Origin of the sequence: Streptomyces hazeniae, from assembly GCF_031845485.1 — a bacterium.
Lineage (GTDB): Bacteria > Actinomycetota > Actinomycetes > Streptomycetales > Streptomycetaceae > Streptomyces > Streptomyces hazeniae.
The window spans coordinates 184,922-200,139 of record NZ_JAVREQ010000006.1; the positions used below are offsets into that span (position 1 = coordinate 184,922).

Genomic DNA, 15,218 nt, shown 5'->3' on the forward strand with positions numbered 1-15,218 from the left:
CCACGCCGGTCCGGCCGCCGCACCCGGTCAGGTCCCGAGCGCGTCCGGAGCCGTGTGCGGTGCACGGACGGCGGCCGCCAGCAGCGCGGTGAACCGTTCGCCCCACGCGGCGACGGTCGAAGCGTGGAAGAGGTCGGTCGAGTACTCCAGGACCACCTCGATCCTCCCCTCTCCCGGAACCAGCACCACGTACAGCTCGTTGCGGGCCACGCCGCACGTGGGCAGGCTGCGGACCGTCGCCGACGCGCCCGGCAGGTGCAGCCGGGGCGGCGGTGTGGTGACCACCGTGAACAGCACGGTGGGGAAAGGGCGCTCCGCGGTCTCGGGCTCCACCAGCCGCACCACCTCGGTCAGCGGCAGCTCCTGCTTGTCGAGCACGCTGAAGAGGGTCGCGCCGACCTGCGCCGCGAGGTCCGCGAACGTGGCCGCTTCCGCCACCCGGGCGCGCAGCAGCACCGCGTCCCCCAGCAGCCCGACGACCTCGTCGTACGCCCCCCGGGTCCGGTTCGCGCTCGACGCGGCGAGCACCACGTCGCCCCGGTGGTCGCAGACCTCGCCCAGCCAGAGCGCGAAGGCCGCGGCGAGCACCGCGTACGGAGTGGAACCCGCGCCCGCCGCGCACTTCTCCACCAGACCCGGCAGTTCGCCGTCGATCACGAACCGGTGCAGCGCACCACGCCCGGACAGCAGGGCGGGACGCACCCCGTCGCAGGGCAGTCGCGGCACCAGCGCGGCGACGCCGTCGAGTTCGGAGCGCCAGAACTTCTCCAGCGCGCGCCTGCGTTCCTCGGGCAGCCGCTGCTCCGCGCGGGCCACGTCGGTGAACTGCAGTCCCGGCACCTTGAGTTGCTGCCCCGATCCGGAACGTGAGGCGTCGTACAGGCACTCCAGCTCCCGCCAGAGGACGCCCAGGGACCAGCCGTCGCAGACCGCGTGGTGCAGCACGGTCAGCAGCACCCACCGCTGCGGCCCGACGCGCCCGAGCCGGAAGCGGAACAGCGGGGCCCGGTCCAGCGCGAACGGCCGGGAGGCGTGGTCCAGGCACCAGTCCGTCCAGGCGTCCTCGTCGTCGGCGGCCAGGGGCGGTTCGTCCACCGGCACCTCCACCGGGACGTCGGCCAGCACCTCGACCACGTGCTCCCCGTCCCGTACCGCGAGCCGGCTGCGCAGCGCGTCGTGCCGCCGGACGAGGGCCCGCAGCGCGTCGCGCAGGCTCGGCACGTCCACGTCGCCGCGGAGGTCGATGCGGTGCGCGACGTGGTAGACGGAGCCGTCGGCGCGGTCGTGGTGCCGCCGCCACAGCCGCCGGAGCGTGGACGTCAGGGGCACGCTCGCCGTCACGCCCGTGGCGTCCGGCTCGGAGGAGTGTCCGGGGTCATGCGCCTCGCCCGCCCCGGCCGGGCCCGCCGCCTCCCGCGCCCCGGCCGCGACGCCGCGCAGGGTCGGCCGGTGGAAGAAGTCCGCCATGCTCAGCTGGACGCCCGCCTCCTCGCGCATGCGGTTCAGCAGGCGTATCGCGCTCAGCGAGTGACCGCCCAATTCGAAGAACGACCGTGTCACCGGCACCCGTTCCCGCCCGAGCACCTCGGCCCACACCCGATGCAGGTCCCGCTCCGCGTCCGTGGCCGGCAGGTCGGCGGGGTCGTCCGCAGGCTGCGCCGGAACGGGGTCGGGGAGCCGGGACCGGTCGAGCTTGCCCGAGGCCGCCACCGGCAGCCGCTCCACGGCGACCCAGTGCGCCGGCAGCAGGTGCTCCGGCAGTTCCGCGGCGAGCGCGGTGCGCAGCGCCGTCGTGTCCCGCCCGCCGTCCGCCGGGACGACGTACGCCACGAGCTCCGCCTCGCCTCGGTCGTCGCGGCGGGCCACTACGGCCGCGTCGAGGACGCCCGGCGCCGCGTTCAGCGCGTGCTGCACCTCGGCGGGTTCCACCCGGTGACCGCGGATCTTGACCTGTTCGTCGACCCGGCCGCGGTATTCGAGGGTGCCGTCACCGCGCCATCGGGCCAGGTCTCCCGTCCGGTAGGCGGTGCCTCCCGAGCCGTCGGGCGGGAAGGCGGCGGCGGTCTCGTCGGGCAGGCCGAGGTAGCCGTGCGCCACCGGCACGCCGCCGATGTGGATCTCGCCGACGGCTCCGGGCGGCACCTCGCGCCCGTCCGGGTCCAGCAGCCGGATGCGGGCGCCCGGCAGGGGGCGGCCGATCGGCGGCCGGTCGCCCGCCGCGGGGTCCACCCGCTGCGAGGTGACGATGACGGAGGCCTCCGTCGGGCCGTACTGGTTGTACAGCGTGCAGCCGGGGTGGGCGGTCAGGAACCGGTGGAACGCGGGAGCGAGGTGGAGCGGTTCCCCCGCGGAGAAGACCTCCCGCAGGGACGGCACGTCCGGTGCCGCGTCCAGGAGGTACTTCAGCGGCGTGTAGGGCATGAAGAGCCGCTGCACCTCGTGGCGGCGCACGGTGGCGGCCAGTTCGGCGGGGTCGCGGCGCTCCTCCTCGCCGACCAGGACGAGAGTCGCCCCGGCGGCCAGCGTGGTGAAGATCTCCTGCACGCTCACGTCGAAGGTCGGCGAGGTCCACTGCAGCGTGCGCAGCGGTCGATGGGCCGCGAGGTGCGTGCGGACGAGGTGGGCGGGCCCGCGGTGCGGGACGACCACGCCCTTCGGGCGGCCGGTCGAGCCCGAGGTGTGGAGGAGGTAGGCCGGATCCTCCGGCCGCACCGCCGGAGGCGCCGCGTCACCGTCACCGTCGCCGCCCGCCGCTTCGGACGCGGGTGCGCCGGCGGCGGCCGCGCCGGACGCCTCCGCCCCGTCGGACGCGGTCTCGTCCGCCGTGTCCGCCCGGTCGACGAGATGGACGGATCCGGTGGCGAGAGACGGGTGCCGCCGGTGCAGCTCACCGGTCGTGACCAGCAGCACCGGGCTGCCGTCCTCGTACAGCCGGGCCAGTCGCGGGCCGGGCGCGGACGGTTCGAGCGGCAGGTACGCGGCGCCGCTCTTGAGGACCGCGAGGATCGACACGATGAGCTCCGGACCGCGGGGCAGCAGCAGTGCGACGCGTGCGCCGCGGCGGGCTCCCCGCGCCCGCAGGTCCCGGGCGAGGCGGTCGGCGCGCGCGTCGAGTTCGCGGTAGGAGAGCGTCTCCCCGCCGCCGACGAGGGCGACGGCGTCCGGGCAGGCGCGGACCCGCTGCTCGACCAGGCCGTGCAGGGTGTCCCCGCCGGGGGCGTCCACGGGGGTGGGGGCCCGGTGGTGCCCGCCCAGCTCGGCGAGCCGCGCGCGGTCGGCGGCGGTCGGTGCGGTGAGCGCCGGCAGGGTCGCGGCGGGGTCGTCGAGCGCGCGGCGCAGCACCTGCTCCACGTGGTCCACGAAACGGTCCACGGTGCCGCGGTCGTACAGGTCGGTGTCGTACTCCACCATCACACGCAGGCCGTCCGCGTGGCGGGTGAGGTAGACGCTGAGGTCGAACGGGGCGCGTTCGCTCGGCATGTCCAGCAGCGTGCTGTGCAGCCGCGGCGGGTCGAACGCGACCCGGCCCTCCTCCTCGTACTCCACGAGCACCTGGAACAGCGGATTGCGGCCCGGGTCGCGCCGGGGGGCCAGCGCGGCGACGAGCTCGTCGAAGGGCACCTCGCGGTGCTCGTACGCCGCCGTGCTGGTCTCCCGCACGCGGTGCAGCAGGCCGGCGAAGTCCGGGTCGCCGTCGAGCCGTACGCGCAGGGCGACCGTGTCGAGGAACAGGCCCACCTGGTCCTCCGCCTCCGGCGGCCGGGAGGCGACGGCCGTGCCCAGGACGACGTCGTCCCGTCCGCCGAAACGGCCGAGGACGGCGGCGACGGCCGCGGTGAGCGCCATGAAGAGCGTCGCCCGGTGCCCTGCGGCCAGGCGCTGGAGACCACCGACGAGTTCCGCGTCCAGGTGGTGGGTGAGGCTCGCTCCCGCACCCGACCTGGCCGCCGGGCGGGGCCGGTCGGAGGGCAGCGTCGAGTCCGGGGCGTCGCGCAGCGCCGTGCGCCAGAACTCCAGGGCGGCGGCGGACGCTTCGGGCCCCGGCGCTGCGGGGGGTGCGGCGGGAAGGGGCGCCGGTGGCGGTGGCGTCCCGCCCACCCGTGCGCGGTAGCAGGCCGCGACGTCCCGCAGCAGGGCCGCGGTGGAGGAGGAGTCGAAGACGAGATGGTGCGCCAGCAGGAAGAGCAGATGCCGCTCGTCCGACAGGCGCAGCAGCCGTGCCGAGACCAGAGGGCCTTCGGCGAGGTCGAAGACGCGCCGCCCGTCGGTGTCCAGCACGTCGCGCAGGGCCTCCTCCTCCGTCGCGCCGGCGCGGTCCGTCACCGGGCAGTCCAGGGGGAGCGAGGGCAGCGTCCGGCGGTGCGGGACGCCGTCGGTGCTGCCGAAGACCGTGCGCAGCGCGGGATGCCGGTCCGCGCACTGCCGCAGCGCCCACTGGAGTGCGGGAACGTCGAGCGCGCCGTCGAAACGGACGGCCTTCGGCTCGTGGTACATGCTGGTGCCCGGATGCAGTTGCTCGAGGAACCAGATCCGCCGCTGCGCCGGTGACAGCGGCTCCCGCGTCGCGTCGGCCGGCGCGTGCGCCGCCGTCGGCCCCTGTTCCGGCGTCCGTTCCGGCTTCCGCGCGGGTGTCCGCTCCGGCGGGGGTTCGGTCGCCCCGGCGGGCCGTGACACCCTGCGGCGGAGCCGGTCGAGCGCGGGCAGCGCGTCCAGCACCTGCGGGGCCGGGACGCCGAAGTCGACGAAGCACGCGATCTCGTTCGCGCCCGCGGCCACCAGCCGCCGCACGGTCTCCTCGGCCGTCGTCCCGTCGCCGATCAGGGCACGCGACGCGCAGTAGCGCTCGTAGGCCCGCCCGAGCAGGAACTCGACGTCCTCGTCGTCCGCCCGGTCCAGGTCGATGTCGACGCCGAGGCTGTTGGTGACCTGGTCGAAGAGGGACAGCGACGAGCGCAGGTAGGAGACGAACGGCCGGTACGCCTCCGCGCGCGCGGTCTCCGCGTCCTCGCCGAGGTAGGTGTGCACGAGGACCACGATCCGGCCCGCGTCCGGGTCCAGGCCGTGCTCGGCGCGGGTGCGGCGGTACAGCGCGATGTTCTCCGCGAGTTGCTCGACCGTCTGCGTCATCAGGTTCGTGACGACGCCCAGCCCCTCGGCGGCGGCCCGCCGGTAGCTGTCGGGGTTCCCCACCACGGCCACGTAGAGGGGTGGTTGTTCCTGGACGGGCCGCGGATGCAGGCGCACGTCGGCCTCCCGGCCGTCCCCGCCGGTGACCGTCAGCGTGTCGCCCGCCCAGAGCCTCCGCACGGTCTCCAGGTGCTCGTACATCAGCTCGCGGTGCCGGCCGTAGTTGTCCGGGGCGAGGGCGAAGTCCGTGGCGCGCCAGCCGCTGGCGAAGCACAGCCCGACCCGGCCGCCGGAGATGTTGTCGACGACCGACCACTCCTCCGCGACCCGTACGGGGTGGTGCAGCGGCAGCACCACGGAACCGGCGTGCAGCCGGATCCGCCGGGTACGGGCCGCCAGGGCGGCGGCGAGGACGGAGGGGTTGGGGAACAGCCCGCCGAAGGACTCGAAGTGGCGTTCCGGGAACCACAGGGCGTGGAAGCCGTGCCGGTCGGCGAACTCGGCGGCGGACAGGAGGAGTCCGTACTTGTCCGGGGCGTCGTCGTCGGGGTAGTCGCCGAAGAAGTACAGGCTGACGTCGCAGGCCCCGCCGGGCGTGCCCGCTTCCTCGGCCACGGCGGGAGCGGACGAGGGCCGGCCGGCGGGGCCGGGGGGCCACGGCGCCTTCGGGAGGGCGTCCTTCGCCGCGGGGCGTGCGGGTGCCTCTGCGGGCGCGGGCGCGGGTACCGGCGCGGGCGGTGCGTCGGCGCGGTCGCGGCGGCCCAGGACGTCGAGCTGGGCCGCGAGGACGCCGGAGACCTGGTCCACGAGGCGTTCGGCGAGCTGGAGTTGACGGTCGAAGAGTGCGGTGAGCCCGGCGTCGGCCCCGGTGTGCCCGGTGTGCCCGGTGGGCGGGTCGGCCGCATCCGGTACGGGCGGTGCGGGCGGTGCGGGTGGTGTGGCCGGCGCTGCGGACGGCGGTGTGTCCGCAGCCGGCGCGGCCGGTGGCGCGGTATCGGCGTCGCCCAGCAGCGCCGCGACCCGGGCGGCGAGCCGGCGCGGGGTGTCGGCGTCGGAGAACACCTCCCGCACCGGGACCCGTACGCCGAAGCGGCGTTCGATGTCGGTCGCGAGGCCGATCAGGACGAGGGAGTCCGCACCGAGGTCGAAGAACGAGCGGTCGGGCCCGGTGTCCGACAACTCCACGCCGAGCTTGGCCGCCGCCAACTCCCGTACGGCCTCCAGCACGTCGCCCGCCACCGGCTCCGTACCGGCGGCGGGCCCGGTGCCCGCGCCGCCGGACGGCTCCGGCACGGCGGCGGGTGTTGCCGGGGCAGGCGCCGGGGCCGGGGCCGGAAAGGCGGGGCGCGCTGCGGCGATCCGGCGCCGCCGGAGCGGATGGCCCGGCAGCGGAATCCGGCCGCCGCCGCGCACGACGGCGTGCCAGTCGGGGTCGGCGCCGCCCCGGTAGAGGCGTCCCAGGCTCTCCAGCGCTCCGGAGACCTGATCGGCACCCTCCCCCTGCGCGTCCAGCCATCGGGAGGCGGGCAGGCAGTGCCGGCCCAGCCCGCTGAGGACGGCGCCGGGACCCGACTCGAGGAAGTCCGCGACGCCGTGGGCGTCCGCAGCCGCCATGGTCAGGTCGAAGCGCACCGGCAGCCGGGCCTGACGGCACAGGTACCCGGCGTCGGGCACCCAGCCCGGGAGCCGCACCCGGCCGTCCGTGCCCGTGACGAACGGCGTGTGCAGCGGCCCGAACGGCACCCGCTCGGCGTGCGACCGGAACTCCTCGACGGCACCTTCGACGGCGGCCGAGTGGAACGCCCGGTCCACCGGCAGCGTGCGCCAGGACAGCCCTTCGTCGTCCAGCGCGCGCCCCGCCTCGGCCAGCGCGCCGGGGGGACCCGACAGCACGTGCGAGCGCGGCCCGTTGCAGGCGGCCACCTCCGCGCCGGCGAGCCGTGCGACGCGTTCGGCCTGCTCGGCGTCCATCCGGGCGGCGATCATCCCGCCGGCAGGGCACGACCGCTGCATCAGCCGGCCCCGCCACGCCGTGAGCCGCAGACCGTCCTCCAGGGCGAGGGCGCCGCCCGCGCAGAGCGCGGCGTACTCGCCGACGCTGTGCCCGAGCAGCAGCGCCGGGTCCGCGCCCCACGTCCGCCAGAGCCCGGCGAGGGCCGTCTGATGGGCGAACAGGGCGGGTTGGGCGGTCTCGGTGTCCCAGGCGGCGCCCCCGCTCTCGCTCCCGCGCTCGCCGCCGTCGGGGTCGCCGAGGAGCAGTGGCAGCAGCCGGCCGGAGAACTCGTCGGCGAACACCTCCGCGCACCGGTCCAGCACCCGGGCGTACGCGGGGAACGCCGCGTACAGGTCCCGCCCGGCGCCCGGCCCTGCACTGCCCTGGCCGGGGAAGGCGAAGGCGAGCGGTCCCGCCGCGGCGGGCGGTTCGGCGCCCGCGGCCGACCGTTCCAGGGCGTCGGCCAGCTCCTCGGTCGTACGGCCCACGACGGCGGTGCGCGCGGCCCGGTGCGGCCGTCCGAGCGCCAGGGTGGCGGCCACGTCGGCGGCTGCCGGGGCGGGTTCGCGGCGCAGCTGACCGGCAAGCCTGCCGGTCAGCTCGGCGAGTGCCTGCGGGTCGTCGGCCGAGACCGGGACGAGCACCGGGAACGCCGGTTCCGCGGCGGCGGGCCGCGCGGGCGCCTCCTCCAGCACCACGTGCGCGTTCGTGCCGCCGACGCCCAGCGCGCTGACCCCGGCGCGCAGCGGCCCGCCGTCCGGCGTCCGCCAGGGACGCAGTTCGGTGCCCAGGACGAGGGGGCCGCCCGTCAGGTCCAGGTCGGGGTGCGGGCGGTCCACGTTCAGCGTCGGCACCAGGGTGCGGTGGCGCAGCATCAGCACCGTCTTGATCAGGCCTGCCATGCCGGCGCAGCTGTCGAGGTGGCCGATGGCCGGCTTCACCGAGCCGAGGGTGCAGAATCCGGTCCGGTCCGTGTCCTCGCCGAGCGCACGGGCCAGCGCCTCGAACTCCACCGGGTCGCCGAGGGGGGTGCCGGTGCCGTGGGCCTCGACGTAGGAGACCGACGTGGCCGGGACGTTCGCGGTGCGCAGCGCCCGGCGGACGACCTCCGTCTGTCCCGGCACGCCCGGCGCGCTGAATCCCGCCTTGGCCGCGCCGTCGTTGTTGACCGCGGAGCCGAGGATCACCGCGTGCACGGTGTCGCCGTCCGCCAGTGCCCGGTCCAGGCGTTTGAGGAGTACCGCGGCGACGCCGTTGCCGCCCACGGTGCCGTCGGCGCCCGCCGCGAAGGCCCGGCAGGTGCCCGTCGGCGACAGGATCGATTCGGGATGGCTGCGGTAGCCGGTCTCCTGCGGGGTGTGCACGGCCGCGGCGCCCGCGAGTGCCAGGTCCGCGTCGTCGTTGAGCAGCGCCTGCACGGCGAGGTGGACGGCGACCAGGGAGGTCGAGCAGGCCGTCTGGACGCCGATCGCCGGCCCGGTCAGGCCCAGCCGGTACGCGACCCGGGTGGCCAGGAAGTCGGGTTCCCGGCCGATGGTGGCCCGCATCCCGGACGGCGGGTCGACGGGTTCGGTGTCCTGCACGCCGGGACGGGCCTGCTGGTGGCCGTAGAGGTGCATGCCGGAACCGGCGAAGACGCCGGTCCGCGTTCCGGCGCCGTTCGCGGTGTGGCCGGCGTTCTCCAGGGCCTCGTGGCAGCACTCCAGGAACAGCCGGTGCCCGGGGTGGGTCAGCTCCGCCTCCGCGGGGCTCATCCGGAAGAACTCCGGGTCGAACGCGTCGGCTCCGTCCAGCACGCCCGCCACGGGTACGCGTAGCGGGTCGCGGATCTGCTGCGGCGACAGGCCGGCGTCCGCGAGCTCTTCGGGGCTCAGGACGCGCAGCGCGCTGCGCCCCTCGCGCAGCCCGGCCCAGAACGCCTCGACGGAGGACGCGCCGGGGAAGCGGGCGGCCATGCCGACGACCGCGATCCTGCGGTCGTCGGACCTGCCGTCCACCGCGGGGGCGGACGTCCCGTGCGGGGGCCGGTGCGGCGTGCCGTGCGAGGCCGTCTGCGACGTCACGTCCGACGCCCCGCGCACCGCGGAGTCCGACGCCTCGGCGTCCCGGGCCAGGTGGGCGGCGAGTTCACCGGCGGTGGGGTGCTCGAAGAGCGCGACCTGGCGCAGCCTCCGCCCGAGCCGTTCCTCGAGGCGGGTGCGCACCCGCACCAGCTGCACGGATTCCAGGCCGAGTTCGTAGAACGGGACGTCGGCCGGGGCCTCGCGGCCCAGCTCGGCGGCGATCTCCCGCTGCACCAGGCGCAGCAGGTCCCCGCCGGGTGGGGACGGCGGCGGGCCCTGCGGCTCCGGGCGGAGCGGGGCGGTCTCCGGCCGGTCCCGCAGTGCGCTCCGTCGCACCTTGCCCGCCGGGGTGCGCGGGAACTCGTCGGGAGGAACGGGGACGACGTGGGAGGCGGTCAGCCGCAGTGCGGCGAACAGGGTCCGCCGGATCTCGCGCACGAGGCGCGCGTCCTCGGCCGGGCCGCGAGCGCAGAAGAACACCGCCAGCGACTCGGTGCCGCGGTCCGGGTCCGGCACGCCGCACGCCGCCACGTCGCCGGACCGCAGCCCCGGCACGGCCGCCAGGGTCTCCTCCACCTCGTGGCAGTGGACGTTGTGGCCGTTGAGGACCATCACGTCCTTGTGCCGGCCGGTGACGACGACCTGCCCCCCGGCGAGGAAGGCCAGGTCGCCGGTGTCCAGCCACTCCCGCCCGGCGGGGTACAGGGCCGTGTCCGCCTCCGGGGCGCGGACGTAGCCCGGGGTGAGCCGGGCCGCGGACCTCACCTGGAGCCGCCCGACGCGGCGCTCGGGCAGCGGCTCCCCCGCGTCGTCCAGCACCCGCAGGGCGGTGCCGTGCGCGGGCGGCCCGGAGGCGACGAAGGTGACGCGGTCGGCTTCCGGCGTCGTGTCGTCGGCGGTGGCCAGCTCGCCGCCGAGGCTGCTCCGCAGCAGCCGGTGGACGGTGCCGGGCCGGTCGAGCCGGCCGTAGGCCACGGCCGTCACCGTCTCGGCCATGCCCCAGGCGGGCACGAGGTGGTGCTCGCGCACTCCGGAGGGGGCCGTGGCGTCCAGGAAGCGGCGCAGCACCGGCAGGGACACGTGCTCGCCGCCGCACACCAGGGTCCGCAGCCGGTGCAGGTCCCAGCGGGAGTCCGGCCGCGTACGGAGGGCCTCGGCGACCATCTGGTACGCGAAGGTGGGCGCCCAGCTGTGGTGGGCGCGGTGGGCGTCGAGCAGGTCCAGCCAGCGGAGGGGTTCGGCCAGCACCCGCTCGGTCGGCGCGTGCACGTTGGTGCTGCCGGTGAAGACGGGCAGCACGTGGTAGAGCAGGAACGCCCCGCTGTGGTCCGGGGGCAGCCAGTTGACGGTGGTGTGCTCGGGGCGGACGTCCAGGATGCGCCGGGAGGAGGCCGCGAAGTCCGCCAGCCCGCCGTGGGTGAGCTGCGCGGCCTTCGGCGTGCCGGTGCTGCCCGAGGAGAGCATGAGCAGCGCGACCTCGCCGTCCTCCTCCGGGTCGGCGAGGTCGTCGGCGGGTTCGTGGTGCGGCAGTTCGCCGACCGGGACCACGCGTGACCGCGGGACGGCGTGGGCGATCCCCGGCCCGGCGTCGGCGTCGCAGAGCACGAGGGGGGCGTCCAGCAGGGCGGCCGTGTGCCGCAGCCGCTGCAGCGCGGCCGACTCCGGTTCGGCGGGTTCCGCGATGCTCACCGGCCGCGCGCCGCCGAGCACCGCGGCCCAGAAGGCGGGGAAGAAGTCCTCCAGCGCCAGCCCGCACAGCACCAGGGCGTCCCCGGCCCGCAGGCCGTGGGCGCGCAGGCCGGTCAGCAGCCGGCGTGCCCGGTCGAGGAGTTCCGGGTAGGGGAGTTCCACGGACGTGCCGTCCCGTCCGACGGTGACCACGCCTGCGTCGGGGAACGCGTCCGCGGCGCGCAGCAGCGCCTGCACCGCGTTCCGCGGGTCGTCCTCGGTGAACTCCGGCTCAGGCCCCCGGTAAAGGGCCGGTCCGGGTACGCGCTCCATGCGGGTTCTCTCCTTCGTCGCCCGGGCCGGTGGCCGGGTGCGTGGCGGAATCGGTGGGGGTGCACGCGGGGGCGGCGGGCGGGGCGGTGGGGGTCGCGGGCTCGGGGGTGGTGGGGGCGGACGCCCGTACGGAGGTCCGGAACAGCAGCAGGGCCAGACCGCCGCACGCGGCCACCGCATGGAACGCACCGACGACGACCCACACCGGCAGCGCCTCCAGCGCGGCCGCGGCGGCCACCGCGCCGAGGGTGAACCCGGCGGTCTCCGCCACCGCCGAGGCGCCGAAGAGCCTGCTCCGCAGGCGGTCCGGCGCCGCCTGCAGCCGGGAGGTGTAGACGATCTCGGTGTAGCCGTCGGCGAGACCGGCGCAGAGGGCCACCAGCATCAGGGCGATGCCGGGCAGCCCGGTGAAGGCCGCGACGAAGAACAGCGACATCGCGACCGTGCCGCTCGCGAACCCGCGCTCGTCCCCGGCCGCACCCCGCTGCTCCTTGCGGCGCTTGACCACCTGGTGCGCGACCAGGGTGCCGACCGCCCATGCGGACCAGAACTGCGTCATGAGCAGCGCCGGTTGCGACGGTGCCGTCTGCTGCGCGAGTACCGGCAGGGCGACGTTGTGCGAGGCGGAGGAGAGCGCGTCCGCGCCACGCAGCGCGACCATGGCCAGGACGACCGCGGGGACCGCCGCCAGCGCGCGCCACGTCGTCGTGGCGTCCGTGGCCGCGTCCTTCGGCGCGTCCGCGTCCGCTGCGCCGGTGCCCGCGTCCGCCGCGCCGCCGTGCGCAGCCGCCCCGGGGCCGGGGTCCGCCTCGTCGGTGCGCGGGCGCAGGGTCACCAAGGCCGCCGCGGACACGGCGAAGCTCGCCGCGTTCACCGCGAACGCCGCGGTGTAGCCGCCCAGGGCGATGACCGGCGTCGCGGAGGCGAAGCCCAGCACCGTGGCGAACGAACGCAGCGTCACCAGCAGGCCGTTCGCCTCGCGCCGCCGGTCCTGCCCCACCATCACCGGTACGGCGCTGCGCAGCGCGACGGTGAACAGCGTGTGTCCGGCGCCCATCACCACGACGGCGCCGGCGAGCAGCAGGAGGGGAGTGCGGCCGGCGCTCAGCGCGAGCACCGTCATCGCGGCCGCCTGCGCCACGTCGGTGCCGATCATCAGCGCACGGCGTCCGGTCCGGTCGGAGATCCGGCCCGCGGCGAGCCCCGCGACGAAGCCGGAGGAGAGCCGTACGGCCATGACCACGCCCACCCCGAGGGCGCCGCCGGCGACCTCGTAGGCGAAGAGGCTCAGGGCGATCAGGTTCAGGTAGTTGCCGTACGCCGAGACGGCGTGGGCGCACAGCAGTGCACGGAACCGGCGGTCCACGCCTGCCACTTCACCCCCCGGGGAGCCCGTCCGACGACGACAGTCTGCCCACCGGGAACCTGAGCCACAAGCATCGCGCAGCGTCACGTCCCGCGGGGGGCGGCTCCCGGATGACCTTCCGGCCGCGCACCGAATGGCCCGGCGGTCGTCCTCAGGGGGACAATCCGGCGGTGACCGACACCGCAGACACCGCACGCCGCTGGCGCGCCCTCGACGCCGAGCCGGGCACCGTGCTGCTCGACGGCCTCCACGCCCTCAAGCACGCTCTCCGCTTCGGCGCAGAGGTGCCCCTCGCCGTCGCGGAGGACCGCGAGGCCGCCCTCGCGCTGGCCCGCGACCTCGCGCCCGATCTCGTCCCGGCCCTGCGGGGGTGTCTCGAGCCCGTCACTCCCGACGTGCTGCGCGCCCTCGTCCCGCGCCCGCACCCCACCGGAGTGGCCGCCCTCGCCCTCCGCACCCGGGCCGCCTCCCCGGCGGAGGCGGCACCCGCCGTGGTCCTGGACGACCCGCGTCACCTCGGCAACGTCGGCGCCGTGGTCCGGCTCGCCGCCGGCTGCGGCGCGTCCGCCGTCTACACCACCGGCACCGTCGACCCCTGGCACCCCACCGTCGTACGGGCCGCCGCCGGGCTCCACTTCGCCACTCGCGTCGAGCACAGGGACGCTGCGCAACTGCCGCCCGGACCGCTCTACGCCCTCGACCCCGAGGGGGAGGACCTGCGCGGTCTCACCCTGCCCGACGACGCGCTGCTCGCGTTCGGCTCGGAGCGGCACGGCCTCTCCCACGCGCTGCGGGCGCATGCGGACCACCTCGTGGCCCTGCCCATGCGCCCGCAGGTGTCGAGCTACAACCTGGCCACGTCCGTGGCCATGACGCTGTACCACTGGATGGCACAGCGCCCCGGCCGCCGCGCGGCGGCCGGCTGACTCAGGCCTGCCTCCGGACCTCCACCGTGCGGAAGCGGTTGGAGACGAACGCGCCGTCGCACAGCGCGGCGTTCGCCGCCGGGTTGCCGCCCGAGCCGTGGAAGTCGGAGAACGCGGCGGTCTGGTTGACGTACACGCCGCCGGTCAGGTTCAGCGACAGCTGCGCGCACTCCTCCAGGCAGACGTCCTCGATCTTCCGCTCGACGTCCTCGGCGGTGGTGTACGCGCCCACGGTCATGGCGCCCTTCTCGCGGACGGTGCGGCGCAGCAGCGCCACCGCCTCGTCGGCCGAGTCGACGGCGACCGCGAACGACACCGGGCCGAAGCACTCCGAGAGGTAGGTCTCCTCCGCCTCCGGCTTGCCGCCGTCCAGCTTGACGATCACCGGCGTGCGCACCGTCGCGCCCGGGAAGTCCGGATTGGTCAGCGAACGCGAGGGCAGCGCCACCTCACCCAGCGATCCGGCGGCGTCGATGCGCTGGCCGACCTGCGGGTTCACGATGGCGCCGAGCAGGGCGTTGGCGCGCGCGTCGTCGCCGAGCAGCTTGCCGACGGCACCCGCCAGGTCGCCCACCACCTCGTCGAACGACTTCTCGCCGTCCTCGGTGCCGACGCCACCGCGCGGGATCAGCAGGTTCTGCGGGGTGGTGCACATCTGGCCGCTGTACAGCGACAGCGAGAACGCCAGGTTGCCCAGCATGCCCTTGTAGTCGTCGGTCGAGTCGATGACGACGGTGTTGACGCCGGCCTTCTCCGTGTACACCTGCGCCTGGGTGGCGTGCTGCTCCAGCCAGTCGCCGAACTCGGTCGACCCGGTGTAGTCGATGATCCGCACCTCGGGGCGGGTCGCCAGGTCCTTGGCGATGCCCTCGCCCTCACGCTCGGCGGCCAGCGCCACCAGGTTCGGGTCGAAGCCGTGCTCGGCGAGCACCTCGCGCGCGATCCTCACGGTCAGCGCCAGCGGCAGCACGGCACGCGGGTGCGGCTTGACCAGCACCGGGTTCCCGGTGGCCAGCGAGGCGAAGAGGCCCGGGTAGCCGTTCCAGGTGGGGAAGGTGTTGCAGCCGATCAGCAGCGACAGGCCGCGGCCGACCGCCGTGAAGTGCTTGCGCAGGTTCAGCGGGTCGCGCTTGCCCTGCGGCTTCGACCAGTCGGCCGCGTCCGGCACCCGCACCTGCTCCATGTACGCGTACGCCACCGCCTCCAGGCCGCGGTCCTGGGCGTGCGGGCCGCCGGCCTGCAGCGCCATCATGAACGCCTGACCGCTGGTGTGCATGACCGCGTGCGCGAACTCGTGCGTGCGGGCGCTGATGCGGGCGAGGATCTCCAGGCACACCGCCGCCCGGGCCTCCGGGCCGGCCTCGCGCCAGGCGGGCATCGCCGCCCGCATGGCCGGCAGCAGCACGTCGAGGTCCGCGTGCGGGTACTCCACGCCCATCGTGATGCCGTACGGCGAGCTCTCCGTAGCCGACCAGCCGTCCGTACCGGGCTGGTCCAGCTCGAAGCGCCCGCCGAGCAGTGCGTCGAACGCCTCCTTGCCCTCGGCGGCGCTCAGCGAACCGTTCTCGCCGTAGGCCTTCGGGTGCTCGGGGTGCGGCGACCAGTACGCACGGCTGCGGATCGTCTCGATGGCCTGGTCGAGGGTGGCGCGGTGCTTCTCGATGAGCTCCGCGGCGTTCGGTCCGGCGGTCACGGTCACGGTGAGCCTCTCCTCGTAGGGGCGGCGATGGTGCGGGGTAGCG

4 protein-coding genes are annotated in these 15,218 nt (G+C 75.8%); 1 reads left to right on the plus strand and 3 read right to left on the minus strand.

What is annotated here, in order from left to right:
- Positions 1 to 27 precede the first annotated feature (27 nt).
- Both RM572_RS09565 and RM572_RS09570 read right to left on the minus strand, forming a co-directional pair.
- Positions 28 to 11,184 (minus strand): non-ribosomal peptide synthetase/type I polyketide synthase, encoded by an 11,157-nt coding sequence (locus RM572_RS09565; protein WP_311672830.1) that lies wholly within the window; start codon positions 11,182 to 11,184, stop codon positions 28 to 30.
- Positions 11,144 to 12,559, minus strand: coding sequence for an MFS transporter (locus RM572_RS09570; protein ID WP_394813564.1), 1,416 nt, complete (start codon positions 12,557 to 12,559; stop codon positions 11,144 to 11,146). Before RM572_RS09570 ends, RM572_RS09565 begins: the two co-directional genes overlap by 41 nt.
- Positions 12,560 to 12,660: 101 nt before the next feature.
- On the opposite strand from RM572_RS09570, the gene RM572_RS09575 reads away from it, so the two are divergent.
- Positions 12,661 to 13,476, plus strand: coding sequence for a TrmH family RNA methyltransferase (locus tag RM572_RS09575; RefSeq protein ID WP_394813565.1), 816 nt, complete (start codon positions 12,661 to 12,663; stop codon positions 13,474 to 13,476).
- 1 nt (position 13,477) lies between these two features.
- Here RM572_RS09575 and paaN read toward each other — a convergent pair whose 3' ends face one another.
- On the minus strand, positions 13,478 to 15,169 hold the full coding sequence (gene paaN / locus RM572_RS09580; protein ID WP_311672878.1) for a phenylacetic acid degradation protein PaaN: 1,692 nt from the start codon (positions 15,167 to 15,169) through the stop codon (positions 13,478 to 13,480).
- Positions 15,170 to 15,218: the final 49 nt, after the last annotated feature.